Origin of the sequence: Mesorhizobium shangrilense, from assembly GCF_040537815.1 — a bacterium.
Taxonomy (GTDB): Bacteria; Pseudomonadota; Alphaproteobacteria; order Rhizobiales; family Rhizobiaceae; genus Mesorhizobium; species Mesorhizobium shangrilense.
Window position 1 is genome coordinate 2,894,763 of the sequence record NZ_JBEWSZ010000001.1, and the last position, 19,775, is coordinate 2,914,537.

The 19,775-nt window shown below is 63.6% G+C and carries 20 protein-coding genes; 18 read left to right on the top strand and 2 right to left on the bottom strand.

Features of this window, described 5'->3' with window-relative positions; all coding sequences use genetic code 11:
- The first annotated feature begins 20 nt into the window (after positions 1–20).
- From ABVQ20_RS14410 to ABVQ20_RS14445, 8 genes are read left to right on the top strand one after another with little or no spacing between them, the layout of a single operon-like run.
- Positions 21–572, top strand: a complete 552-nt coding sequence (locus tag ABVQ20_RS14410; protein ID WP_354460179.1) for a MaoC family dehydratase — start codon at positions 21–23, stop codon at positions 570–572.
- 2 nt (positions 573–574) lie between these two features.
- Entirely contained in the window at positions 575–1,735 is a 1,161-nt protein-coding gene (locus ABVQ20_RS14415) for a CaiB/BaiF CoA transferase family protein (RefSeq protein ID WP_354460180.1), read from the top strand.
- Positions 1,736–1,755: 20 nt separating this feature from the next.
- On the top strand, positions 1,756–2,901 hold the full coding sequence (locus ABVQ20_RS14420) for an ABC transporter substrate-binding protein (protein ID WP_354462179.1): 1,146 nt from the start codon (positions 1,756–1,758) through the stop codon (positions 2,899–2,901).
- 23 nt (positions 2,902–2,924) lie between these two features.
- On the top strand, positions 2,925–4,112 hold the full coding sequence (locus ABVQ20_RS14425) for an ABC transporter substrate-binding protein (protein ID WP_354460181.1): 1,188 nt from the start codon (positions 2,925–2,927) through the stop codon (positions 4,110–4,112).
- Between the two features lie 57 nt (positions 4,113–4,169).
- Positions 4,170–4,907, top strand: coding sequence for an ATP-binding cassette domain-containing protein (locus ABVQ20_RS14430; RefSeq protein WP_354460182.1), 738 nt, complete (start codon positions 4,170–4,172; stop codon positions 4,905–4,907).
- Complete coding sequence (locus ABVQ20_RS14435; protein ID WP_354460183.1) at positions 4,900–5,643, top strand: ATP-binding cassette domain-containing protein; 744 nt, start codon at positions 4,900–4,902, stop codon at positions 5,641–5,643. Before ABVQ20_RS14430 ends, ABVQ20_RS14435 begins: the two co-directional genes overlap by 8 nt.
- Positions 5,640–6,581 carry an ABC transporter permease gene (locus ABVQ20_RS14440; RefSeq protein ID WP_354460184.1) on the top strand — a complete coding sequence of 314 codons (942 nt, stop codon included), beginning with the start codon at positions 5,640–5,642 and terminating at the stop codon, positions 6,579–6,581. Before ABVQ20_RS14435 ends, ABVQ20_RS14440 begins: the two co-directional genes overlap by 4 nt.
- 5 nt (positions 6,582–6,586) lie before the next feature.
- On the top strand, positions 6,587–7,552 hold the full coding sequence (locus ABVQ20_RS14445) for an ABC transporter permease (RefSeq protein WP_354460185.1): 966 nt from the start codon (positions 6,587–6,589) through the stop codon (positions 7,550–7,552).
- Positions 7,553–7,588: 36 nt separating this feature from the next.
- Here ABVQ20_RS14445 and ABVQ20_RS14450 read toward each other — a convergent pair whose 3' ends face one another.
- On the bottom strand, positions 7,589–8,425 hold the full coding sequence (locus tag ABVQ20_RS14450; protein ID WP_354460186.1) for an amidohydrolase family protein: 837 nt from the start codon (positions 8,423–8,425) through the stop codon (positions 7,589–7,591).
- 66 nt (positions 8,426–8,491) lie between these two features.
- Positions 8,492–9,280, bottom strand: coding sequence for an IclR family transcriptional regulator (locus ABVQ20_RS14455; RefSeq protein ID WP_227348774.1), 789 nt, complete (start codon positions 9,278–9,280; stop codon positions 8,492–8,494).
- 159 nt (positions 9,281–9,439) lie between these two features.
- Between ABVQ20_RS14455 and ABVQ20_RS14460 the strand changes: the two genes are divergently transcribed.
- The 10 genes from ABVQ20_RS14460 to ABVQ20_RS14505 all read left to right on the top strand — a co-directional run bounded on the left by ABVQ20_RS14460 (position 9,440) and on the right by ABVQ20_RS14505 (position 19,758).
- Entirely contained in the window at positions 9,440–10,759 is a 1,320-nt protein-coding gene (locus ABVQ20_RS14460) for an ABC transporter substrate-binding protein (RefSeq protein ID WP_354460187.1), read from the top strand.
- A 135-nt stretch (positions 10,760–10,894) separates the two neighbouring features.
- Positions 10,895–11,791 (top strand): carbohydrate ABC transporter permease, encoded by an 897-nt coding sequence (locus ABVQ20_RS14465; RefSeq protein ID WP_354460189.1) that lies wholly within the window; start codon positions 10,895–10,897, stop codon positions 11,789–11,791.
- A 2-nt stretch (positions 11,792–11,793) separates the two neighbouring features.
- Positions 11,794–12,660, top strand: coding sequence for a carbohydrate ABC transporter permease (locus tag ABVQ20_RS14470; RefSeq protein WP_354460191.1), 867 nt, complete (start codon positions 11,794–11,796; stop codon positions 12,658–12,660).
- Between the two features lies 1 nt (position 12,661).
- Positions 12,662–13,759 (top strand): ABC transporter ATP-binding protein, encoded by a 1,098-nt coding sequence (locus ABVQ20_RS14475; RefSeq protein WP_354460192.1) that lies wholly within the window; start codon positions 12,662–12,664, stop codon positions 13,757–13,759.
- A gap of 2 nt (positions 13,760–13,761) precedes the next feature.
- On the top strand, positions 13,762–14,874 hold the full coding sequence (locus ABVQ20_RS14480; RefSeq protein WP_354460194.1) for a mandelate racemase/muconate lactonizing enzyme family protein: 1,113 nt from the start codon (positions 13,762–13,764) through the stop codon (positions 14,872–14,874).
- Positions 14,875–14,883: 9 nt separating this feature from the next.
- Positions 14,884–15,213, top strand: a complete 330-nt coding sequence (locus tag ABVQ20_RS14485; protein WP_354460195.1) for an L-rhamnose mutarotase — start codon at positions 14,884–14,886, stop codon at positions 15,211–15,213.
- Positions 15,206–16,282: a Gfo/Idh/MocA family protein gene (locus ABVQ20_RS14490; RefSeq protein WP_354460197.1), complete on the top strand. Its 1,077-nt coding sequence runs from the start codon at positions 15,206–15,208 to the stop codon at positions 16,280–16,282. The genes ABVQ20_RS14485 and ABVQ20_RS14490 overlap by 8 nt, the downstream gene beginning before the upstream one ends.
- A gap of 1 nt (position 16,283) precedes the next feature.
- Positions 16,284–16,742, top strand: coding sequence for a MaoC/PaaZ C-terminal domain-containing protein (locus ABVQ20_RS14495; protein ID WP_354460198.1), 459 nt, complete (start codon positions 16,284–16,286; stop codon positions 16,740–16,742).
- 345 nt (positions 16,743–17,087) lie between these two features.
- Positions 17,088–18,122, top strand: coding sequence for a substrate-binding domain-containing protein (locus tag ABVQ20_RS14500; RefSeq protein ID WP_354460199.1), 1,035 nt, complete (start codon positions 17,088–17,090; stop codon positions 18,120–18,122).
- A gap of 97 nt (positions 18,123–18,219) precedes the next feature.
- Entirely contained in the window at positions 18,220–19,758 is a 1,539-nt protein-coding gene (locus tag ABVQ20_RS14505) for a sugar ABC transporter ATP-binding protein (RefSeq protein ID WP_354460200.1), read from the top strand.
- Positions 19,759–19,775: the final 17 nt, after the last annotated feature.

Sequence of the window (19,775 nt, forward strand, 5' to 3'; positions counted from 1 at the left end):
CAAGAGTGGCGGAGCCGGCCATGAACGATTTCGCGCCCACGGTCGGCGTTGCCTCGACGCATCCCGCCAACATGCCGAAGGACCATGCCGATCTTCCTGTCTGGAACGCGGAGAACTGGTTCTATGAGGACTGGCCGGCCGGCCAGAAGATCCGGTCGTTGCGCCGCACAATGGCGGAGGGCGACAGCCACCTTTTCAACACACTGGTGCTCGACATCCACCCTTATGTGCAGGACCAGATGTTTGCCGAGACGGAAGGCATTTTCGGCAAGCGGCTGATCGCTGGCGCCTTCGTCTTCTCAGCCGGCCTGGGGCTGGTGGCCACCAATTGCGTCAACGCGTTTTCGTACGGCTACGACAAACTGCGTTTCATAAAACCTGTCTTCATTGGTGACACGATCTATTCGATCCGCTCCAACCTCGACAAGAAGCCCCGCTACAAGGAGATGGGGCTGATCCGCGCCAGCTACGAGGTGTTCAAGGGCGAAGGCGAGCTCGTTCTCTACTGCGAGCATCTGCAGACGGTGAAGTACCGTAACCCCGCCGACTTCGTCGGCAAGACGGAGAAATGATGATGCCGGCAGCAGCCGAATTGCCGCTCGCCGGTCTTGTCGTCGTCGACATGAGCCAGTTCCTGTCAGGGCCCTATTGCTCGCTCAGGCTGCTCGATCTCGGCGCCCGCGTCATCAAGATCGAGCGTCCGGATGGCGGCGACCTGTCGCGCCGGCTCTATCTCAGCGACACCGAGATCGGCGGCGATTCCACCATCTTCCATGCCATCAACCGGGCCAAGGAAAGTTTTGCCATCGACCTCAAGAATGAGGCCGATCTCAAGGCATTGCGCGAATTGCTGACCAAGGCCGATGTGCTGATCCAGAATTTCCGTCCGGGCGTCATCGAACGGCTGGGCCTGGACTACGAGTCCGTCCGTGAGATCAACCCGCGCCTCGTCTATGCCTCGATCAGCGGTTATGGCGAGGACGGTCCATGGGTCAAGCGGCCCGGCCAGGACCTGCTGGCGCAGTCGCGCTCCGGCGTGATGTGGCTGAATGGCGATGAGGACCAGGGACCCGTGCCGTTCGGCCTCGCCATCGGCGACATGCTGGCGGGCGCGGCCTGCGCGCAAGGCATTCTGGCCGCGCTCGTGCGGCGCGGCATCACCGGCCAGGGAAGCCATATCGAAACCAGCCTGCTGGAAGCACTGGTCGACTTCCAGTTCGAGGTGCTGACCACCCATCTCAACGATGGCCGCCGCTTGCCCAAGCGATCCAACTTCCGCAGCGCGCATGCCTATCTGTCGGCGCCTTATGGCGTCTACCCGGCCAAGGACGGTTATCTCGCCATCGCCATGACGCCGATCCCCAAGCTGGCCGACCTGTTGTCGCTCGAGGAGTTGACGCCCTATCGCGACAAGCCGGCAACATGGTTCACCGCGCGCGACGACATCAAGGCGATCATCGCTAAGAGGATCGCCACCAAGACCATTGACGAATGGCTGGCCATACTCGAACCGGCCGACATCTGGTGCGCCAAGGTGCTGACCTGGCCAGAGATGCTGGCAAGCGAGGGGTTCCAGTCCTTGGACATGCTGCAGACCGTGACACGCGAGGATGATGTCTCGATCCTCACAACCAGCTCGCCGCTCCGGGTCGACGGGGTGCGGGCCAAGGTCGACCGTGCCGCGCCACGCATTGGCGAGCATAGTGCGCGGATACGCGAGGAATTCGGCCTGTGAACGCACGCTCCCTCAAGGGCATGACCTGGAGCCACCCGCGCGGCTACGATCCGATGGTCGCCTGCTCGTCCCTGTGGGAGCAAAAGACCGGCGTTGCCATCGAATGGGACAAGCGCTCGCTGCAGGATTTCGAATCCTTTCCCGTCGAGGAACTGGCGCGCGCCTATGACCTGATCGTCATCGACCATCCACATGTCGGCCAGATCACCGCCGAGCATTGCCTGGCACCGCTTGATGTTGCCGGGCGGGAAGCGGATCGCGCGGCACTCAGGGACGGCAGCCTCGGCCAGTCCTATCCAAGCTACACATGGCAAGGCCGACAGTGGGCATTTCCGATCGACGCTGCCAGCCAGGTGCAGGCGTGGCGGCCGGACCGGCTCGATGCGGCACCAACGCGCTGGTCCGAGGTGCTGGAGTTGGCGCGGCGAGGCCATGTCCTGTTGCCGCTGCGGCCGCCGCATTCGCTGATGACACTCTACACGCTTGCCGGCAATCTCGGCCGCCCGTGCGCAACCGATGCGCCCGGCGATCTCATTGATATCGAGACGGGCAAGCAGGTTTTCGAGATGATGCGAGAGATCGCCGCCCTCGTCGATCCGGCCTGCCTTGGCATGGACCCGATCGCGGTTTCCGAGGATATGGCCGCGACCGGCTCGCGCACCCAGTGCGCGCCGCTGATCTATGGCTACGTTTCCTACGCCATCGCCGGTTTCCGGCCCAATCGCCTTGCCTTCACGGACATCCCGGTCGCCGGCGATGCCGGCCCGGTCGGTTCGGCACTGGGCGGAACCGGTATCGCCGTCTCGGCCTTTTCGAAGGCGAAGCAGGCGGCGATCGACTTCGCCTATTGGATCGCCAGCGGCGACGTGCAGCGCGGCCCCTATGCCGTAGCTGGCGGCCAGCCCGGCCATGCCGCGGCCTGGGAGGATCCTGCCGTCAACGCAGCGACCGGCAATTTCTACAGGGATACGCGCGCCACGCTCGACGGCGCATGGGTCAGGCCGCGGCACGATGGCTACATGGCGTTCCAGCAGAGCGCCTCCGATCGCATCAATCTCGGCCTGGTCGAGCGGCACGCCGCCGCTCCCGTCATCGCCGATCTCAATCGCCTGTTTCGGGACAGCTTCCCGGCGCGGGTGTCCGGCGCTGCCGGTGGAGGAGCCTGAAACAACTAGAACGGAGGAGAACAATGAAAAGCATGATGCGCGGCCTTCTGGCCGCAACCGCCTTTGTATCGATCACGACGATTGCCTATGCCGAGGATGTGCAGGGGGTGATCGCGGGACTGCCGACTGAATTGAAGGCGCAGTATGACGGCGCGCCGCAGAAAATCCTGCCCTCGGCCTGGGACAACTTCACGCCGCCGCCGAAGCCGTGGAAATGGTGCCATTCGGAATCCTACCAGGGCAATCCGTGGCGGGTCACGGTGACCAAGGAACTGAAGCGTCTTGTCGACGGGCTGATTGCCGACGGCACGGTGTCCAGCTTCGAAGTCTCGGATTCCAACAACGATGCCAGCCAGCAGATCAACCAGATCCGCGCCTTCATCGACAAGAAGTGCTCGATCATCACCTCGATCCCCGGCTCGGCGACCGCACTGGATGACGCCATCGATGCCGCCGCCAAGGCCGGCATTCCCTTCCTGACCGCCGCCGGGTCGGTGACCAGCCCGAATGCGATCAATGTCGATTCCAACTATGCGCGTTGGGGCTACGACATGATGACGGCGATCGGCAAGGCCGACCCGAACGGCGCCAGCATCCTGTTGGTCGAAGGCATTGCCGGCCACCCGATCGTGGTGCAGGAACGCCAGGGCGCGGACAAGGCGCTGGCCGAGAATCCGAAGCTGAAGATCGCGCGCAACGTCAACGGCAACTGGACGGCAAACGTCACCAAGACCGTGGTGCTGCAGGCGATCGCCACCAATCCGGCGCCGATCGACGCGGTGTGGACGACAGGCAGCGAAAGCCGCGTCGTCGCGGAAGCCTTTGCGCAAGCCGGAAGGCCTGCTCCGCTGATCACCGGTTCGATCACCGGCGATGCGCTGGGCTACTGGAAGGCCAATCCCGACAAGTACCGCTTCGAAGGCCATGCAGTGCTGCCGCACTGGACCGCCGAGACGCTGTTTCGCATCGGCGTGCGCATGCTCGATGGCCAGAAGCCCAAGCTGAACACGCTGCTGATCCCGATCCCGCCGGTTCACAGCGCGGATCTCGGCGCCTGGTACAAGGACTGCATGACACCGGACGCGGTTTCGATCTTCCCGGTCCCGCCAAAGGACCCGATGCCGGAGGAATGGCTCAATGCCTATTTCGCCAATCCTGCGCCGACCCAGGGCTGGGACTATTCGAAGGTGCCGGACGCCTGCGCCAAGTAATATCTTGAACGCCGGCGTCACATGCGCGGCGCCGGTTTTCCCTGACAGGAACCTGCCATGCTGGAAGTCCAGGATGTCTCGAAACGCTATGGCGAAACGGTGGCGCTGGCGAAGGCCTCGATCGCGTTTCGCGCCGGCACGATCCACACCATCCTGGGCGAGAATGGCTCGGGCAAGAGCACCCTTGTCAAACTCCTGTCGGGGATCGTCCAACCCGATAGCGGTACTATCCGGCTTGACGGAGCACCCTTCTCCGGCTTCGGACCGGCGGCATTCCAGGCCGCCGGCTTCGCCACCGTGTTCCAGGAAGTGCTGATCGCACCCGACCGCTCGGTGACCGACAACATCCTGCTCGGCCTCGATGGCTTGCTGAAACGAAACGTGCCACGGGCGGAACGGCAGCGCCGGGCGCAAGCGGTGCTGAAACAATTCGCGGTGACCGAGATCCCTCTAGACCAACCAGCGGGACAATTGCCGCTGGCGGTCCAGCAGCTAGTGGTGCTTGCCCGCGCGGTGGTCCGCACGCCGCGCATTCTCATTCTCGACGAAGTGACGGCCGCGCTCGACTTCGCCGACCGCGAGGCGGTTTTCGCCATGATGCGCAAGCTGGCCTCGGAGGGCTGCCTGATCCTGTTCATCACCCATCGCATGGACGAGGTGATGACGCTTTCCGACCGAATTTCCGTGCTGCGCGGCGGCAATGTGGTGGCAACGGAAGAGCGCGGCACATCGACCGCGTCCGAACTGCTCAAGGCGATGGCGCCGCGCACCGCGGCGGAGCTCGCGCATGGCTGATCTGACTGCCCTTTCGGTGCGTGGCCTGGTCATCGCGCCCGGTGCCCTCCCCGTGACACAGACGATCGCGCCGGGCGAGATCGTCGGCCTTGCCGGCCTGGACGGCCATGGGCAGGAGCGGTTCCTGAAGGCGTTGGCCGGCCTGGAGAAACCTGTCGGCGGCGATGTGATCATCGACACGCCAGCTGGACCGCGCGCTGTGACCAGTTTTCGCAAGGCGGTCGCCAGCGGCATCGCCTATTTGCCGCGAGACCGGCGCGCCACCGGCATTTTTCCGACCCAGTCGGTGCTGGACAATTTCGCTGTCTCGACGTTGTCGCGCGACATGCGTTTCGGCCTGCTCAATTTCTCACGACGGCGGCAGCGCTACGAGGCGTATCGCGAAAAGCTCTCCATCGTCGCACCACGGCCGGACGCCGCGATCACCACGCTTTCGGGCGGCAACCAGCAGAAGGTGCTGCTGGCCCGAGCGCTGGCGCTGGAGCCGGCATTCCTGCTGCTCAACGACCCGACGCGCGGCGTCGACGTGGCGACGCGCCATATCCTCTACGACGTGTTCAGGGGACTGGCCGCCGACGGCATGTCGCTGGTCATCCTGTCGAGCGAGATCGAGGAAATCCTGCTGCTGTGCCATCGCGTTCTGGTTTTTCGTGAACAGCAGGTGGCGGCTGAAATCACCGGAGCGCAGATGAACAGCAACGCCGTGATCGCCGCCATGTTCGGACGCGCGGCATGATGGGCTCCTGGCGCAAATTGCGCGGCGCGGGTTTCGCGGTCGTGCTGCTGGTCATCCTGGCGGCGGTCAACCTGCTGCTCAACCCGGCCCGCTTCCATCCCTCGGCCTGGGGCACGCTGATCGGTCTCGCCGCGCCGCTGATCGGCGCGGCGGTCGCCTCGGCTCCCGTCATCCTGGCCGGACGCGGCGGCATCGATATTTCCGTCGGGCCGCTGATGGGCTTCGTCAACGCGATCGTGATCCAGTGGCTGTTCCTGACGCTTGGCGTCTCCTCGCCATTGATCATCGTGCCAGCGGCGCTGCTGATCGGCGCGCTGGTCGGGGCTGCCAACGGCTTCCTGGCCACCGTCGTGCGCATCCAGCCGATCGTCGCGACACTGGGCACCTACCTGATCCTTGCCGGCATAACGCTGACCATCCTGCCCGCGCCGATCGGCCCGGCGCCGGCATGGCTGAAGGCGATGTCGGGTCCCTGGTCAGCTGTGCCGCTGGCGCTGATCTTCATGTTCTGGTGGCTGGTGCGGCAGACCCCCTACTACGACCAGCTGATGGCGGTCGGCAGTGACGACCGCGCCGCCTACACGGCCGGCGTTCCCGTCACCAAGGTTCGCTTCATCGCCTATGTCATGACCGGCATGCTGGCCGCCTGCGCCGGCCTGATGCTGACGGCGCTGATCGGTTCGGCCGATCCCAACATCGGACCGACCTACACGCTGATCGCCATTGCCGCTGTCGCGCTTGGCGGCGTCAGCCTTGCCGGCGGACGTGGCGGACTCTTGGGCGCCGCGATCGGCGCCATCGACATCTTCCTGCTGCAGAGCGTGCTGACCGCCTTCAATGTCTCCACCTATGTGCTGCAGATCGCCTATGGCGTCATCCTCGTCATGGCCGTCATCATGACGGCGCTGCAGGAACGGCTCTCCGGACGGAAAGGCTGACAGACATGGCCCAGACCTGGTTCCAGTCCACCAATGCGCGCGTCGCCGGCGCCTTTGCCGTCGCGGTCGTCTTGCAGATTGCCGGCACGTTGCTCATCCCCGGCTATTCCGCGCCGTTCGCGATCCGCGCGTTGCTGGTCATCGCCTCGCTGCTGGCGGTGGCATCGATCGGCCAGACTCTGGTCGTCATCCTCGGCGGCATCGACCTGTCGATCCCCTTCGTCATCGGCTTTGCCAATGTCGTTGCCGCGCAACTCTATGGCAATGGCATGGACTTCGCTGTCGTCTGCCTGATCGTCGGCGTGCTGGCCATCCTGATCGGCGCGCTGAACGGCCTGATCTCGCGCGGGCTGAACATCCACCCGCTGATCGTCACACTGGGCATCGGCATGATCGTGCAGGGCGCCGTCCTGTTGTGGACCGGCGGCTTTCCATCCGGGTCGGCGCCGCAGGCAGTTTCCGACTTCGTCTCGATCGGCGGCTCCATAGGACCACTGCCGGTACCGGCGGTGGTGCCATGCGTGGCGGTGCTGGCCTTGCTGGTGACTGTCGTGCTCGCCCGCACGCCCTATGGGCGGCGCCTCTATGCGGTCGGCAGCAATCCGGAGGCCGCGCCGCTGGCGCTGATCGATCCCGTGCGCATGTGGACGATGACCTACGCCGCGAGCGCTTTCTTCGCCGCCGTGGCCGGCGTGCTGCTGCTCGGCTTCACGGGATCGGCCTATGGCGATGTCGGCCAGCCCTATCTGTTCCAGACGATCGCCGCGGTGGTGGTCGGCGGTGCCGCCCTCGTCGGCGGCCGCGGCAATTATTTCGGCACCATCGCCGGCGTGCTTGTGCTGACGGAGATCAACACGCTGCTGATCGGGTTGGGCTTCCAGCCCTCGACGGTGCAGGCGGCCCTTGGCTTCGTCATCGTGCTGCTGGTTTCGCTCTATGGCCGCGAGCGGCATGTGTCGGCGACGATCTGAACTTCAGCGCCGACGGTCGGGCATGCTCGGCCCGCTTCACAGGCTCCACAGCCGCTTGGCGTTGGCGGACAGCAGCATTGTCCGTTCATCCGGGCTTGCGCCGCCGATCAACGCGTGCGTGGCCGCCACCCAGGTCGCGAGGCCGCCGCCAAGCGTGCATACCGGCCAGTCGCTGCCCCAGACGACACGATCCCAGCCGAAGCATGTGATGGTGTGCTCGACATAGGGTCGCAGGGTTTCGACAGTCCAGGATCCGGCGTCCGCATAGGCGACCACGCCAGAAATCTTGGCGACGACATTGGGGCGCCGCGCGATCTCCGCCATATGCTCGCGCCACGGATGCTCGGCGCCACCCTTGATATCCGGCACGCCGCAATGGTCGAGCACGAACTGCACGCCGGGCGCGAGATCGGCAAGTGCGATGGCCCTGGGGATCTGGTGCGGCAGGACGACGAGATCGAAGGTCAGGCCGGTGCCGGCAATCCGCGTGATGTTTTCCCGAAACAGGGTGCCCTCCGAGAGCGCGTCCGGCATGACGTGGAGCACGCGGCGAAAGCCCTTGACGAAAGGATCAGCCCGCTGACGTTCCAGATAGGTGGCAAAGTCCTTCTCTTCCGGACGGCAAGAGGCGATAACGCCGCGCAGCAGGCTGCCCTTCTGCCGTGACTGCGCCTTCACATGGCCGGTCTCGGCCTCGATGTCCGCCGGATCGACATCGACCTCCATATGCAACGCCCCCTCGATGCCGGCGCGACGCGCCTGGGTCGCATATTCGTCATGGGAGAAATCGCGGTTCAGCGCCGGCACGCCGCCGAGCCAGGGGTAACGCAGTGCCGACAGGTCGATGAGGTGCAGATGGGTGTCGAAGATCATGGCCGCGCGTTCCTCCCTGGCGATTCCGGATCATCTCACGGAGAAATCATTCATTCAAATAAGAATTCACTTGCCTTGCTTTACGGCTGACCCGGCGAGGTGCGAGAGTTTTTCAGCTGCAACCTGCAGCAGCCCGATGGTGCGGGTGATGTCTGGCGACTGGGGTGAATTGACCAGGGTTATGTAGGGGACGGAAAGTGCGGCGATCGCCTTGCCGTCCGATCCCAGGACAGGCGCCGACAGGTTGAACACGCCGGCTGTCTGCAGCGACGCCATCATCTCGTAGCCACGGTCGCGAATCTGGTCGAGGCGGGTGAAGAACTCCGGCGACTGGGCGGGCTTGTCGGTGCTGCGCATATGCTCGGAGATCATCATCTGCCGCTCCTCCGGCGAACGGAAAGCGAGCAGGACATGGCCCGAGCCGGTGTCGAACAAGCTGATGTGCGAACCGACTCGAATGGAGATTCCCCAATAGTCGGGAGCCTCCTGCTGTGCGATCACCACCGCGGAACCACGGTCGAAGACCACAAGCTGGTTGGCCTGCTGCGATGTTTCGGCAAGCTCGCGCATCAGCGGGGTCGCATAGGAAACCAGCCGGCGCACCGGTGCATGCAATTGCGCCAGGCCGAACAGTTTGAGCGTCAGCGAATAGCGGTCGCCGTCCGGCCGCGTGACATAGCCCCGCCGCACCAGGCGATCCAGCATGCGGTAGAACTCATTGGGGCTGCGGTCGAGTTTCTTGGCGATTTCCGCTTGTGTCAGGCCACCATCGACGCCCGCCAGCAACTCGAGGATATCCAGCCCCTTGTCCAGCGCCGGCGCGCGATAGCGGTCGTCATCCTCGTCTTCGGCCATGGTCGTTCCCCAGTGAATTCCAGCTTTCATATACGCATAGAGACCGCGCCTCCGAAAGAACTTTCGGCTTGACGGTGTATAAATGTTTTGTTTGTATATGAATGAACCTGTCCTGCGGCCATGTCATGACCGTCGATGCAGGCTCTTTGGGAGGAACCAATGAAGAGACTCATTTCCGGCCTGTCGGCCGGTGTAACGCTGCTTGCTTTTGGTGTGGGCGCTGCCTTCGCCGGAGACCTGCCCGGCAAGTTCGACGGCGTCACCATCGACGCCAAGCTGATCGGCGGCCAGCAATATGAGGCGCTCTACACGCGCATCGGCGAGTGGGAGAAGGCCACGGGCGCCAAGGTCAACATTCTGACCAAGAAGAACGGCTTCGACATCGACAAGGAGCTGAAATCAGACATCGCTTCCGGCAGCACCAGCTGGTGCGTCGGCTGGAACCATTCCTCCTTCGCGCCGCAGTATACGGGCCTCTACACCGACCTCAGCAAGCTGCTGCCCAAGTCGGAGATTGACGCCTTCGTGCCCTCCACGATCAAGGCGGCAACCATCGGCGGCAAGCTGGAGATGCTGCCGCGCGCCCAGTTCGACGTGTCAGCGCTCTACTACCAGAAGAGCCTGTACGAGAACGCCGACAACAAGACCAAGTTCAAGGCGAAATACGGCTACGACCTCGTGCCGCCGGACACCTGGAAGGAAGTGACTGATCAGGCCGAGTTCTTCGCCAACCCGCCCAATTTCTACGGCACCCAGTTCGCCGGCAAGGAAGAGGCGATCAACGGCCGCTTCTACGAGATGGTTGTCGCCGAGGGTGGCGAATATCTCGACAAGGACGGCAAGCCGGTCTTCAACTCCGAAGCCGGCGTGCGCGCGCTTGACTGGTTCGTCAATCTCTACAAGGCCAAGGCAGTTCCAGCCGGCACCACCAACTATCTGTGGGACGATCTCGGCCAGGGCTTTGCCTCGGGCACGATCGCCATCAACCTCGACTGGCCGGGCTGGGCCGGCTTCTTCAACGATCCGAAATCGTCGAAGGTCGCCGGCAATGTCGGCGTCAAGGTTGCGCCGAAGGGTTCTTCTGGCAAGCGCACCGGCTGGTCCGGCTTCCATGGCTTCTCGGTCACCGAGAATTGCCCCAACAAGGAGGCCGCAGCCTCGCTGGTGTGGTGGCTGACCAACGAGGACAGCCAGAAGCTCGAGGCCGCTGCCGGCCCGCTGCCGACCCGCACGGCGGTGTGGGAATGGGACCTGAAACAGGCTGAAAACGATCCTTACAAGAAGGAGGTTCTTTCCGCCTTCCAGGAAGAGGCCAAGCACGCCTTTGCGGTGCCGCAGACGCCGGAATGGATCGAGATCTCCAACGCCGTCTATCCTGAGCTGCAGGCTGCTATCCTGGGCGACAAGACGTCCAAGCAAGCGCTGGATGAAGCTGCGGCCAAGGCGACGCAGATCCTGCAGGATGCCGGCAAACTTTGATATCCTCCCCGGGGGCGCGGCGTTTGTGAAAACGTTGCGTCCCCGAACTGTTTCCAGAACCCCGACGCTTTGTCTTGATCTCCGTTCGCCGGTGGCGGCCTTCGGTGTCCGGGCACCAACCAGAACCGGATCGACATGAAAGGCTGGAAACCCTCGGCACCGTTCCTGCTTCTGCTGCCGGCCATCATCGTGCTGGCCGCGGTGGTCGTCGTGCCGCTTTGCCTGTCGCTTTATTCGAGCTTCACGCCGTTCCGGCTGACCCGGCCGGAGACCTTCTGGGTGTTCATCGGCTTTCGCAACTATGCGAACATCCTGGCCGACTGGAATTTTTGGGCAGCCTTCCTGCGCACTGTCGTGCTGCTGACCGTGGCGCTCAATCTCGAAATGCTGCTGGGCCTCGGCCTGGCGCTGTTGGTCGAAAAGGCCTCGCGCGGACAACGCCTGCTGCGCACCATCATGATGTTCCCGATGATGTTCTCGCCGATCCTGGTCGGCTTCCAGTTCAAGTTCATGTTCAACGACAATATCGGTCTTGTGAACAACGCACTGCAGGCGCTTGGCCTGACCGACCGCGCCATCCCCTGGCTGATCGACGGCAAGCTCGCCTTCTTCGCCATCCTGACCGCCGAGATCTGGTCGTCGACCTCGGTATTCGCGATCCTCATCCTAGCCGGCCTGCTGGCCATGCCGCGCGAGCCGGTCGAGGCGGCCCGTGTCGACGGCTGCACGCCGTGGCAGACATTCCGCTATGTCACTTGGCCGTTCATCATGCCGTTCGCCTATATCGCCATGACGATCCGCTCGCTCGACGTCGCCCGCGCCTATGACATCGTCAAGATCATGACCGACGGCGGCCCGGCGGGACGCACCGAGCTGCTTTGGACGCTCGTCGCGCGCACCGGTTACAGCGATTCCAGGATGGGCATGGCCAACGCCATGGCCTATTTCTCGATCCTGCTGTCGATCCTGTTCACCGTCTATTTCTATCGCAAGCTCGCCGCGGCGCGCTCGCAGGTCGCGGCGGAATGGTGAGCATGGACCAGAACGCCTCCCATCGCCTGCGCCGCCGTGCCTTGAGCATCGCTCATGCCATCGGCCTGTTCCTGGCCATGCTGGTCATCTGCCTGCCCGGCATCTGGATCGTGCTGTCGTCGCTGAGGCCGACCGTCGAGATCATGGCCAAGCCGCCGGTCTGGATCCCGCAAGAGGTCTCGCTCGACGCCTATGTCGCGATGTTCAGCGGCATCGGCAAGGGCGGCATTCCCGTGCTCGACTATTTCCGCAACTCGCTGATCATCTCGGTGACCTCCACGGTCATCGCCATCGCCATCGGCATGGCCGGCGGCTACGCCTTCGCCCGCTACCGCTTCCGCGCCAAGTCGGCGATGTTCCTCGGCCTGATGCTGACGCGCACGGTGCCGGGCATCGCGCTGTCGCTGCCGCTGTTCTTCGTCTATGCGCGGCTCGGCATCATCGACACGCATTTCGGGCTGATCCTCGCCTATGTCGCGCTCAACGTTCCCTTCACCATCTGGCTGATCGACGGCTTCTTCCGGCAGGTGCCGAAAGACCTCGCCGAAGCCGCGCAGATCGACGGCTGCACCCGCTGGCAGGCCTTCTGGCAGGTCGAGTTTCCGCTGGCCGGCCCCGGCATCGCTTCCGCCGGCATCTTCGCCTTCCTGACCTCGTGGAACGAGTTCGCGCTCGCCTCGCAGCTGACACGGTCGGTCAATTCCAAGACGCTGCCGGTCGGCTTGCTCGACTACACCGCCGAATTCACCATCGACTGGCGCGGCATGTGCGCGCTGGCCGTGGTCATGATCATTCCGGCCCTCACGCTTACCTTCATCGTCCAGAAACACCTCGTCGGCGGCCTGACCTCCGGCGCGGTGAAAGGCTGACATGGCAACCGTATCCCTGAAGAAACTCACCAAGAGCTATGGCCCGGTAGGGGTCGTGCACGGCATCGATCTCGATGTCGCCGACCGCGAGTTCATTGCCCTGGTCGGACCCTCCGGCTGCGGCAAGTCGACAACCCTGCGCATGATCGCCGGACTCGAGGATATCAGCGGCGGTGTGATCGAGATCGGCGGCCGCAAGGTCAACGACCTGCCGCCCCGTGCGCGCAACATCTCGATGGTGTTCCAGTCCTACGCGCTCTACCCGCATATGACGGTGCGCGAGAATCTCGGCTTCTCCCTGAAGATCGCGGGGGCGGCAAAGGAAGAGATGGACCGGCGCGTCGCCGAGGCATCGGCCATCCTCGGCCTCGACACGCTGCTGGACCGCCGCCCTTCGCAACTGTCCGGTGGCCAGCGCCAGCGCGTCGCCATGGGCCGCGCCATCGTGCGCGATCCCGATGTCTTCCTGTTCGACGAGCCGCTGTCAAACCTCGACGCCAAGCTCAGGACGCAGATGCGCACCGAGATCAAGAAGCTGCACGCCAAGGTGCAGTCGACGGTGATCTATGTCACCCACGACCAGGTCGAGGCGATGACGCTCGCCGACCGCATCGTCATCATGCGCGACGGCCATATCGAACAGGTCGGCACGCCCGACGAGGTTTTCCGGCGCCCAGCCACCCGCTTCGTCGCCGGCTTCATCGGCTCACCACCGATGAACCTGCATGAAGCCGTCCTCGACGCCGGACAACTCCTGTTCGCCAGCGGCGAAAGATTGCCCTTGCCCAGCCAGTTCAAGGCGAATGTCGCGGTCGGCGACAAGGTCGTGTTCGGCCTCCGGCCCGACGACATCTATCCGACGGGGCACGGTATCAGCTCCGGTGCCGACGCCGACGTCCACCAGCTTGAATTGCCGGTGATCGTGACAGAGCCGCTCGGTAACGAGACGCTGGTGTTCGTCGAATTCAACGGCAGCGACTGGGTATCGCGCATGCTCAACCCGAAACCGCTGCGGCCGGGTGACAAGGTGAAGATGAGTCTGGACCTTTCGCAGGCGCATCTGTTTTCCGCCGCGACCGGACGGACATTGCGAGGCTAACCATGGCGAAAATCGAAAAAGTCGAACTGCGCATCGTCGACTTGGTGCCGAAGGTCAAGCGCACCGACGCGATCCAGAGTTTCGTGAGCCAGGAAACGCCGATCGTCACCATCACCGACTCTGATGGCGCGGTCGGCACCGGCTACAGCTACACGATCGGCACCGGCGGCTCCTCGGTGATGCGGCTGTTGTCCGATCATCTGGCACCCCGGCTGATCGACCGCGACGCCGACATGATCGAGGCGACCTGGCACGAGCTTGAATTCGCCACCCACGCCACGACGATCGGCGCGATCACGGCAATTGCACTCGCGGCCATCGACACCGCGCTCTGGGATCTGCGCGCGAAAAAGCAGGGCCTGCCGCTGTGGAAGCTGGCCGGCGGCGCCAAGGATCGTTGCCCGCTCTACACCACCGAGGGCGGCTGGCTGCACATCGAGACCGAGGCGCTGGTCGACGATGCGCTCGCCGCCAAGGCCAAGGGTTTTCGCGGTTCGAAGGTCAAGATCGGCAAGCCGCACGGGTCAGAGGATCTGGCGCGGCTGAGGGCTGTACGCAAGGCGGTCGGCGATGGCTACGAGATCATGACCGACTGCAACCAGGGTTTTTCTGTCGACGAGGCGATCCGCCGTGCCGAGCGGTTGCGCGAGCTCGACCTTGCCTGGATCGAGGAGCCACTGCCGGCCGATGATATCGATGGGCATGTGCGGCTGTCGAACGCGACGTCGACGCCGATCGCTATCGGCGAGTCGCTCTACTCGATCCGCCACTTCCGCGAATACATGCAGAAGGGCGGCTGTTCGATCGTCCAGGTCGATGTCGGCCGAATCGGCGGCATCACGCCCTGGCTGAAGGTGGCGCATGCGGCCGAGGCGTTCGACATTCCGGTCTGCCCGCACTTCCTGATGGAACTGCATGTCAGCCTAACCTGCGCCATTCAGAACGGCCGGTATGTCGAGTATATTCCCCAGCTTGACGAGCTGACTGGCAAGAAGATGCGCATCGAGGACGGGCACGCCCTGGCGCCGGAAGAACCCGGCATTGGCATCGACTGGGACTGGGATGCGGTCAAGGCGAAGAGCATCGCCGAGTTCACCACGACAATAGTGAAATAGGGAGCGGACATGCAGCGGATGGGAATGGTACTCGGCCTGAAGCCGGAAAAGGTCACAGAGTACGTACGGCTTCACGCCGACGTCTGGCCGGATGTGCTGACCATGATTTCCGCCTGCAACATCAAGAACTATTCGATCTACCTGAAGCAGCCGGAGAACCTGCTTTTCAGCACCTTCGAATATCACGGCACCGATTATGCCGCCGACATGGCCAAGATGGCCGCCGACCCCAGGACGCAGGAATGGTGGGCGGTCTGCATGCCTTGCCAGGAGCCCTTGCCGACGCGCAAGGAAGGCGAGTGGTGGGCGACGATGGACGAAGTCTTCCATCATGACTGATGGTGCTTTCGATCCCGCTTCGCTCTCGCAGAGGTGGGCGCGGCCGTCAAATCCCAGGCCGATCGTAATCTTCGGCGCAGGCTCGATCGTCGGCGACGCGCATTTGCCGGCCTACCGGAAAGCCGGCTTCCCGGTTGCGGGGCTTTTCGATCCCGATCACGCCAAGGCGCGGAAGCTGGCGGACACATGGGGCATCGCCGCCTACCGGTCGGCCGAGGAAGCCGCCTCCGTCAAGGACGCCATCTTCGATCTCGCGACGCCGCCGGCCCATCATGTCGGCGTGCTCGGCAAATTGCCCGATGGTGCCGTGGCGCTGATCCAGAAGCCAATGGGCGGCGACCTCACGGAGGCGACCGAAATCCTGCAGACCTGCCGCGCCAAGAACCTCAAGGCGGCCGTGAATTTCCAGCTCCGCTTCGCGCCGATGATGCTGGCGTTGAAAGATGCGATCGCCAAGGGGTGGCTGGGCGACATCGTCGATTTCGACGCCTGGCTGGCGCTGGCGACCCCCTGGCAGCTCTGGGAATTCCTGCAGACAGCGCCGCGCGTCGAGATCGCCATGCATTCGATCCACTATCTCGACCTGATCCGGCAGGTGCTCGGCGACCCCAGGGGGATTCACGCCAAGACGCTTGGCCATCCCAACCACAAGGTCGCGCAAACGCGCACCAGCGCGATCCTCGACTATGGCGATACGGTGCGCTGTGCGTTGTCGATCAACCACGACCACAAATTCGGCCGCCGGCACCAGGCCTGCGAATTCCGCATCTGCGGCACTGAGGGCGCGGCCTACCTCAAGCTCGGTCTCAACCTCGACTATCCGCGCGGCGAGCCTGACATCCTGGAAATCCATCCGAAGGGCGGCTCCGACTGGATCACGGTGCCGCTTCAGGGCGAATGGTTCCCCGATGCCTTTGTCGGGCGCATGGCCAATGTCCAACGCTATGCATCCGGCGAGGACGCCGAACTTGTCAGCTCCGTCGAGGATGCCTGGAACACCATGGCGCTTGTCGAAGCCGGCTATCAATCCAGTGCCGCGCCGGCGACACCGCTCGCGGCGAGGCCCTGACATGGAGCAAATCGTCTATTTCGAGGATTACGAGATCGGCTCCTCGCGCACGACCAGCGGCCGTACCATCACCGAGACCGACTTCATCGTCCATGCCGGGCACACCGGCGATTTCTTCCCGCACCACATGGACGCCGAGTTCATGAAGACGACGCCGTTCGGCCAGCGCATCGCGCATGGCACGCTGGTCTTCTCCGTGGGCATCGGGCTGACGGCAAGCGTCGTCAATCCAGTCGCTTTTTCCTATGGCTACGACAGGCTCCGCTTCATCAAGCCAGTGTTCATCGGCGATACGATCAAGACTCGCACCACCATCGTGGCCAAGGAAGACGACCCGAAGCGACCGGATTCGGGTCGCGTGATCGAGCGCTGCGAAGTGATCAACCAGCGTGGCGAGGTCGCGCTGGCCGCCGACCACATCTACATCGTCGAGCGTCGCGACAAGACGACGCCAAGCTGAAAGCGCTGCTTCCAAAGTCGCCGGCCCGTTGCTCCCACTATCAGCGATCTCCTGCATCGCCGAGTTGTCCGCATAGCCATTTAGCCAAGATAGAATCTGATCGACCGACATTTCCGATCGTCAGGACGACGCAGCCCGACTGCGCTCGTTCGAACTTGAAGATCAAACTTGCACGCTATACTCTGAAATATATTTCACTATCTGAATTTTATTGACACATTTCAGGCAGGCTGCAATGGTTGGGACGTCGGGGTTCAGGAGGAAGTCCGGCGACAATCAATCACATAGCGGCGCCCTCGGCGCTCGCGACGCCTATTGAGAATGGCTTTGGCCAGGGGAGGAAACTTGCGCAAATTTTTGAGCACGCTCGCGATCGCGGCGGCTGCATCGACCTGCTTGGGTTCGGTTCAGGCGCTTGCCGGCGAAACCGCAAACCCGTTCAAGTGCGAACCGGGTGAGAAATACGTCATGAACGTCATGGTCTCGGGGGTCGAATACTGGTTCCCGGTCTACGAGATGTTCAAGCAGGCCGGCCAGCAGTTCGGCTGCGAGACTGCCTATACCGGCACGCCGGAATATGACGTCAACAAGCAGATCGCCACCTTCGACCAGGCCCTGGCGCAGAAGCCGGCCGGCATCCTGGTGCATCCGATGAACTCCGATCCGTTCATCGAGCCGATCAATCGCGCCATCGAACAAGGCACCGCCGTGGTGACCTTCGCGGCGGACTCGCCCAATTCCAAGCGCATCTCCTACATCACCTCCGACAACAACGCAGAGGGCACTTATGCCGCCGATGCTGTCGCCAAGGCGATGGACGGCAAGGGCGAATATGCCGTGCTGGAAAACCCCGGCCAGGACAATCACGACAAGCGTGTCAACGCCTTCGTCGCGCGCATGGAAGCCAAATGGCCGGACATGAAGCTCGTCGGCCGCGCCGCCTCCAACCAGGATCCGACCAAGGCCTATCAGGCGGTCCTCAGCCTCGCCCAGGCGCACCCTAACCTCGGCGCCGTGTTCATGCCCGAAGCCAATTCGGCCATAGGTGCTGCGCAGGCAGCCAAGGAAGGCGGCGGCAAGATCCGCGTCATGCTGGCCGACGTCAACGCCAAGATCCTCGACATGATCAAGGCCGGCGAAATCTACGGATCGGTCAACCCCAACCAGGGCATGCAGGGCTATATGGGCTTCATGCTGTTGTGGCTGGCCAAGCATCCGCAGTTGATCGACCCGATGAACGACGCCAAGCGCTCGGGCTTCAACGCCATGAGCGTGCCCTTCGTCGACAACGGCTTCGCCATCGTCACCGCCGAAAACGCTGACGATTTCTACTGGGACAAGTATCTGCAGCGGCGCGGCACCAAGGGCATCGAGGAATAGACCAGATCTCCATGGCCCCGGCGTCCGGCCGCGGCGAATAGAACGGAAGGGGGTATCTGCCCCCTTCCCCTGAAGCGCCCATCGCAGGGAGTATGGCGTGGTCGAAACGCCCATTCTTGAAATACGCGGCCTGTCCAAGGCGTTCGGCCCGGCCAAGGCGCTGGACGACGTGCGGTTCGAACTCCGGCGCGGCGAAATCCATGCGCTGTGCGGCGAAAACGGCGCCGGCAAGTCGACGCTGATGAACATGATCGCGGGTGTCCTGCAACCCGACCAGGGCGACATCCTGATCGACGGCCAGCGTGTCTCCATCCCCTCGCCCTCGGCGGCGCAGCGGCTGGGCATCGCGCTCGTCCACCAGGAGATCGCGCTGTGCCAGGACGCGACCGTCGCCGAAAACATCTATATGGCGGCGATCAATAGCCGCCGCGCACCGCTGATGAACTATCAGAGGCTCCATGCCGACGCCCAGAAGGTCATGGACCTGCTCGCTCCCATTCCCGTGCGGACCAGGGTCGCCGACCTTTCCATTTCCAACCAGCAACTCGTCGAGATCGCCAAGGCGCTGACGCTCGACTGCAAGGTGCTGATGCTCGACGAACCGACGGCGGCGCTGACCGAAAGCGAGGCGCAGCGCCTGTTTACGATCGTGCGCGGCCTCAAGCAGCGCGGCATCTCCATCGTCTACATCAGCCATCGCATGGCCGAGATCTTTTCGCTGTGCGACCGGGTCACCGTCTTCCGCGACGGTCACTATGTCGCCACCGATCCGATCGCCGCGACTTCGCCCGACGACGTGGTCCGCAAGATGGTCGGCCGCGAGATCACCCAGCTCTATCCCGACAAGCTGGCGCCGCAGGAGCCGGGGCGCCTGCTGCTCGACGTGGACGCGCTTTCCGACGGCCAGCGCTTCAACGATGTGTCGCTGCAACTTCGTGCCGGCGAAATCCTCGGCATCGGCGGGCTGATCGGCGCCGGACGCAGCGAGATCGCGCAGACCATCTGCGGGCTGCGGCCCGCGACTTCAGGTACAGTCGCACTCGACGGCAAGCGTCTGCGCATCCGCAACTACAGCGACGCCGTGAAAGCCGGGCTTGTCTACCTCTCCGAGGACCGCAAGGGTTCAGGCGTGTTCCTCAACATGCCGATCGCGGCTAACATCTCGGCGCTCGACCTTCGCAAGCTGACCGGCGCGCTCGGACTGCTCGACCGTCGGGCCGAGGACAGCCAGGCGACGGAGCTGGCCAAAAAGCTCGGCGTGCGCATGGCCGGCATCGATGCCACTGTCTCGACGCTGAGCGGCGGCAACCAGCAGAAGGTGGCGATCGCCAAGCAGCTGTCTGTAGACCCCAAGGTCATCATCATGGACGAGCCGACACGTGGCATCGACGTCGTCGCCAAGGTCGAGATCCACCGCCTGCTGCGGCAACTCGCCGGCAAGGGCGTCGGCATCGTCGTCATCTCGTCGGAGCTGCCGGAGCTGATCGGCCTGTGCGACCGCGTCACCGTCGTGCGCGAAGGCAGGATCGCCGGCGAGCTCACCGCCGACGAACTCGGCGAGGAAGCCATCATCATGCTCGCCTCGGGCGTCCAGACACCTTCAGTTCAGCAAAAGCAGGCCCAGAATGTCGCCTAGGGAAGCGGGAGAAACTC

Excerpts from the sequence above, each read along its gene's own strand:
- ABVQ20_RS14465 (WP_354460189.1), top strand. The coding sequence starts at position 10,895 with ATGAAAGGCTGGAAACCCTCGGCACCGTTCCTGCTTCTGCTGCCGGCC.
- ABVQ20_RS14415 (WP_354460180.1), top strand. The coding sequence starts at position 575 with ATGCCGGCAGCAGCCGAATTGCCGCTCGCCGGTCTTGTCGTCGTCGAC.
- ABVQ20_RS14470 (WP_354460191.1), top strand. The coding sequence starts at position 11,794 with ATGGACCAGAACGCCTCCCATCGCCTGCGCCGCCGTGCCTTGAGCATC.
- ABVQ20_RS14460 (WP_354460187.1), top strand. The coding sequence starts at position 9,440 with ATGAAGAGACTCATTTCCGGCCTGTCGGCCGGTGTAACGCTGCTTGCT.
- ABVQ20_RS14420 (WP_354462179.1), top strand. The coding sequence starts at position 1,756 with ATGACCTGGAGCCACCCGCGCGGCTACGATCCGATGGTCGCCTGCTCG.
- ABVQ20_RS14430 (WP_354460182.1), top strand. The coding sequence starts at position 4,170 with ATGCTGGAAGTCCAGGATGTCTCGAAACGCTATGGCGAAACGGTGGCG.
- ABVQ20_RS14495 (WP_354460198.1), top strand. The coding sequence starts at position 16,284 with ATGGAGCAAATCGTCTATTTCGAGGATTACGAGATCGGCTCCTCGCGC.
- ABVQ20_RS14485 (WP_354460195.1), top strand. The coding sequence starts at position 14,884 with ATGCAGCGGATGGGAATGGTACTCGGCCTGAAGCCGGAAAAGGTCACA.
- ABVQ20_RS14435 (WP_354460183.1), top strand. The coding sequence starts at position 4,900 with ATGGCTGATCTGACTGCCCTTTCGGTGCGTGGCCTGGTCATCGCGCCC.
- ABVQ20_RS14450 (WP_354460186.1), bottom strand. The coding sequence starts at position 8,425 with ATGATCTTCGACACCCATCTGCACCTCATCGACCTGTCGGCACTGCGT.
- ABVQ20_RS14410 (WP_354460179.1), top strand. The coding sequence starts at position 21 with ATGAACGATTTCGCGCCCACGGTCGGCGTTGCCTCGACGCATCCCGCC.
- ABVQ20_RS14445 (WP_354460185.1), top strand. The coding sequence starts at position 6,587 with ATGGCCCAGACCTGGTTCCAGTCCACCAATGCGCGCGTCGCCGGCGCC.
- ABVQ20_RS14440 (WP_354460184.1), top strand. The coding sequence starts at position 5,640 with ATGATGGGCTCCTGGCGCAAATTGCGCGGCGCGGGTTTCGCGGTCGTG.
- ABVQ20_RS14455 (WP_227348774.1), bottom strand. The coding sequence starts at position 9,280 with ATGGCCGAAGACGAGGATGACGACCGCTATCGCGCGCCGGCGCTGGAC.
- ABVQ20_RS14425 (WP_354460181.1), top strand. The coding sequence starts at position 2,925 with ATGAAAAGCATGATGCGCGGCCTTCTGGCCGCAACCGCCTTTGTATCG.
- ABVQ20_RS14475 (WP_354460192.1), top strand. The coding sequence starts at position 12,662 with ATGGCAACCGTATCCCTGAAGAAACTCACCAAGAGCTATGGCCCGGTA.
- ABVQ20_RS14480 (WP_354460194.1), top strand. The coding sequence starts at position 13,762 with ATGGCGAAAATCGAAAAAGTCGAACTGCGCATCGTCGACTTGGTGCCG.
- ABVQ20_RS14490 (WP_354460197.1), top strand. The coding sequence starts at position 15,206 with ATGACTGATGGTGCTTTCGATCCCGCTTCGCTCTCGCAGAGGTGGGCG.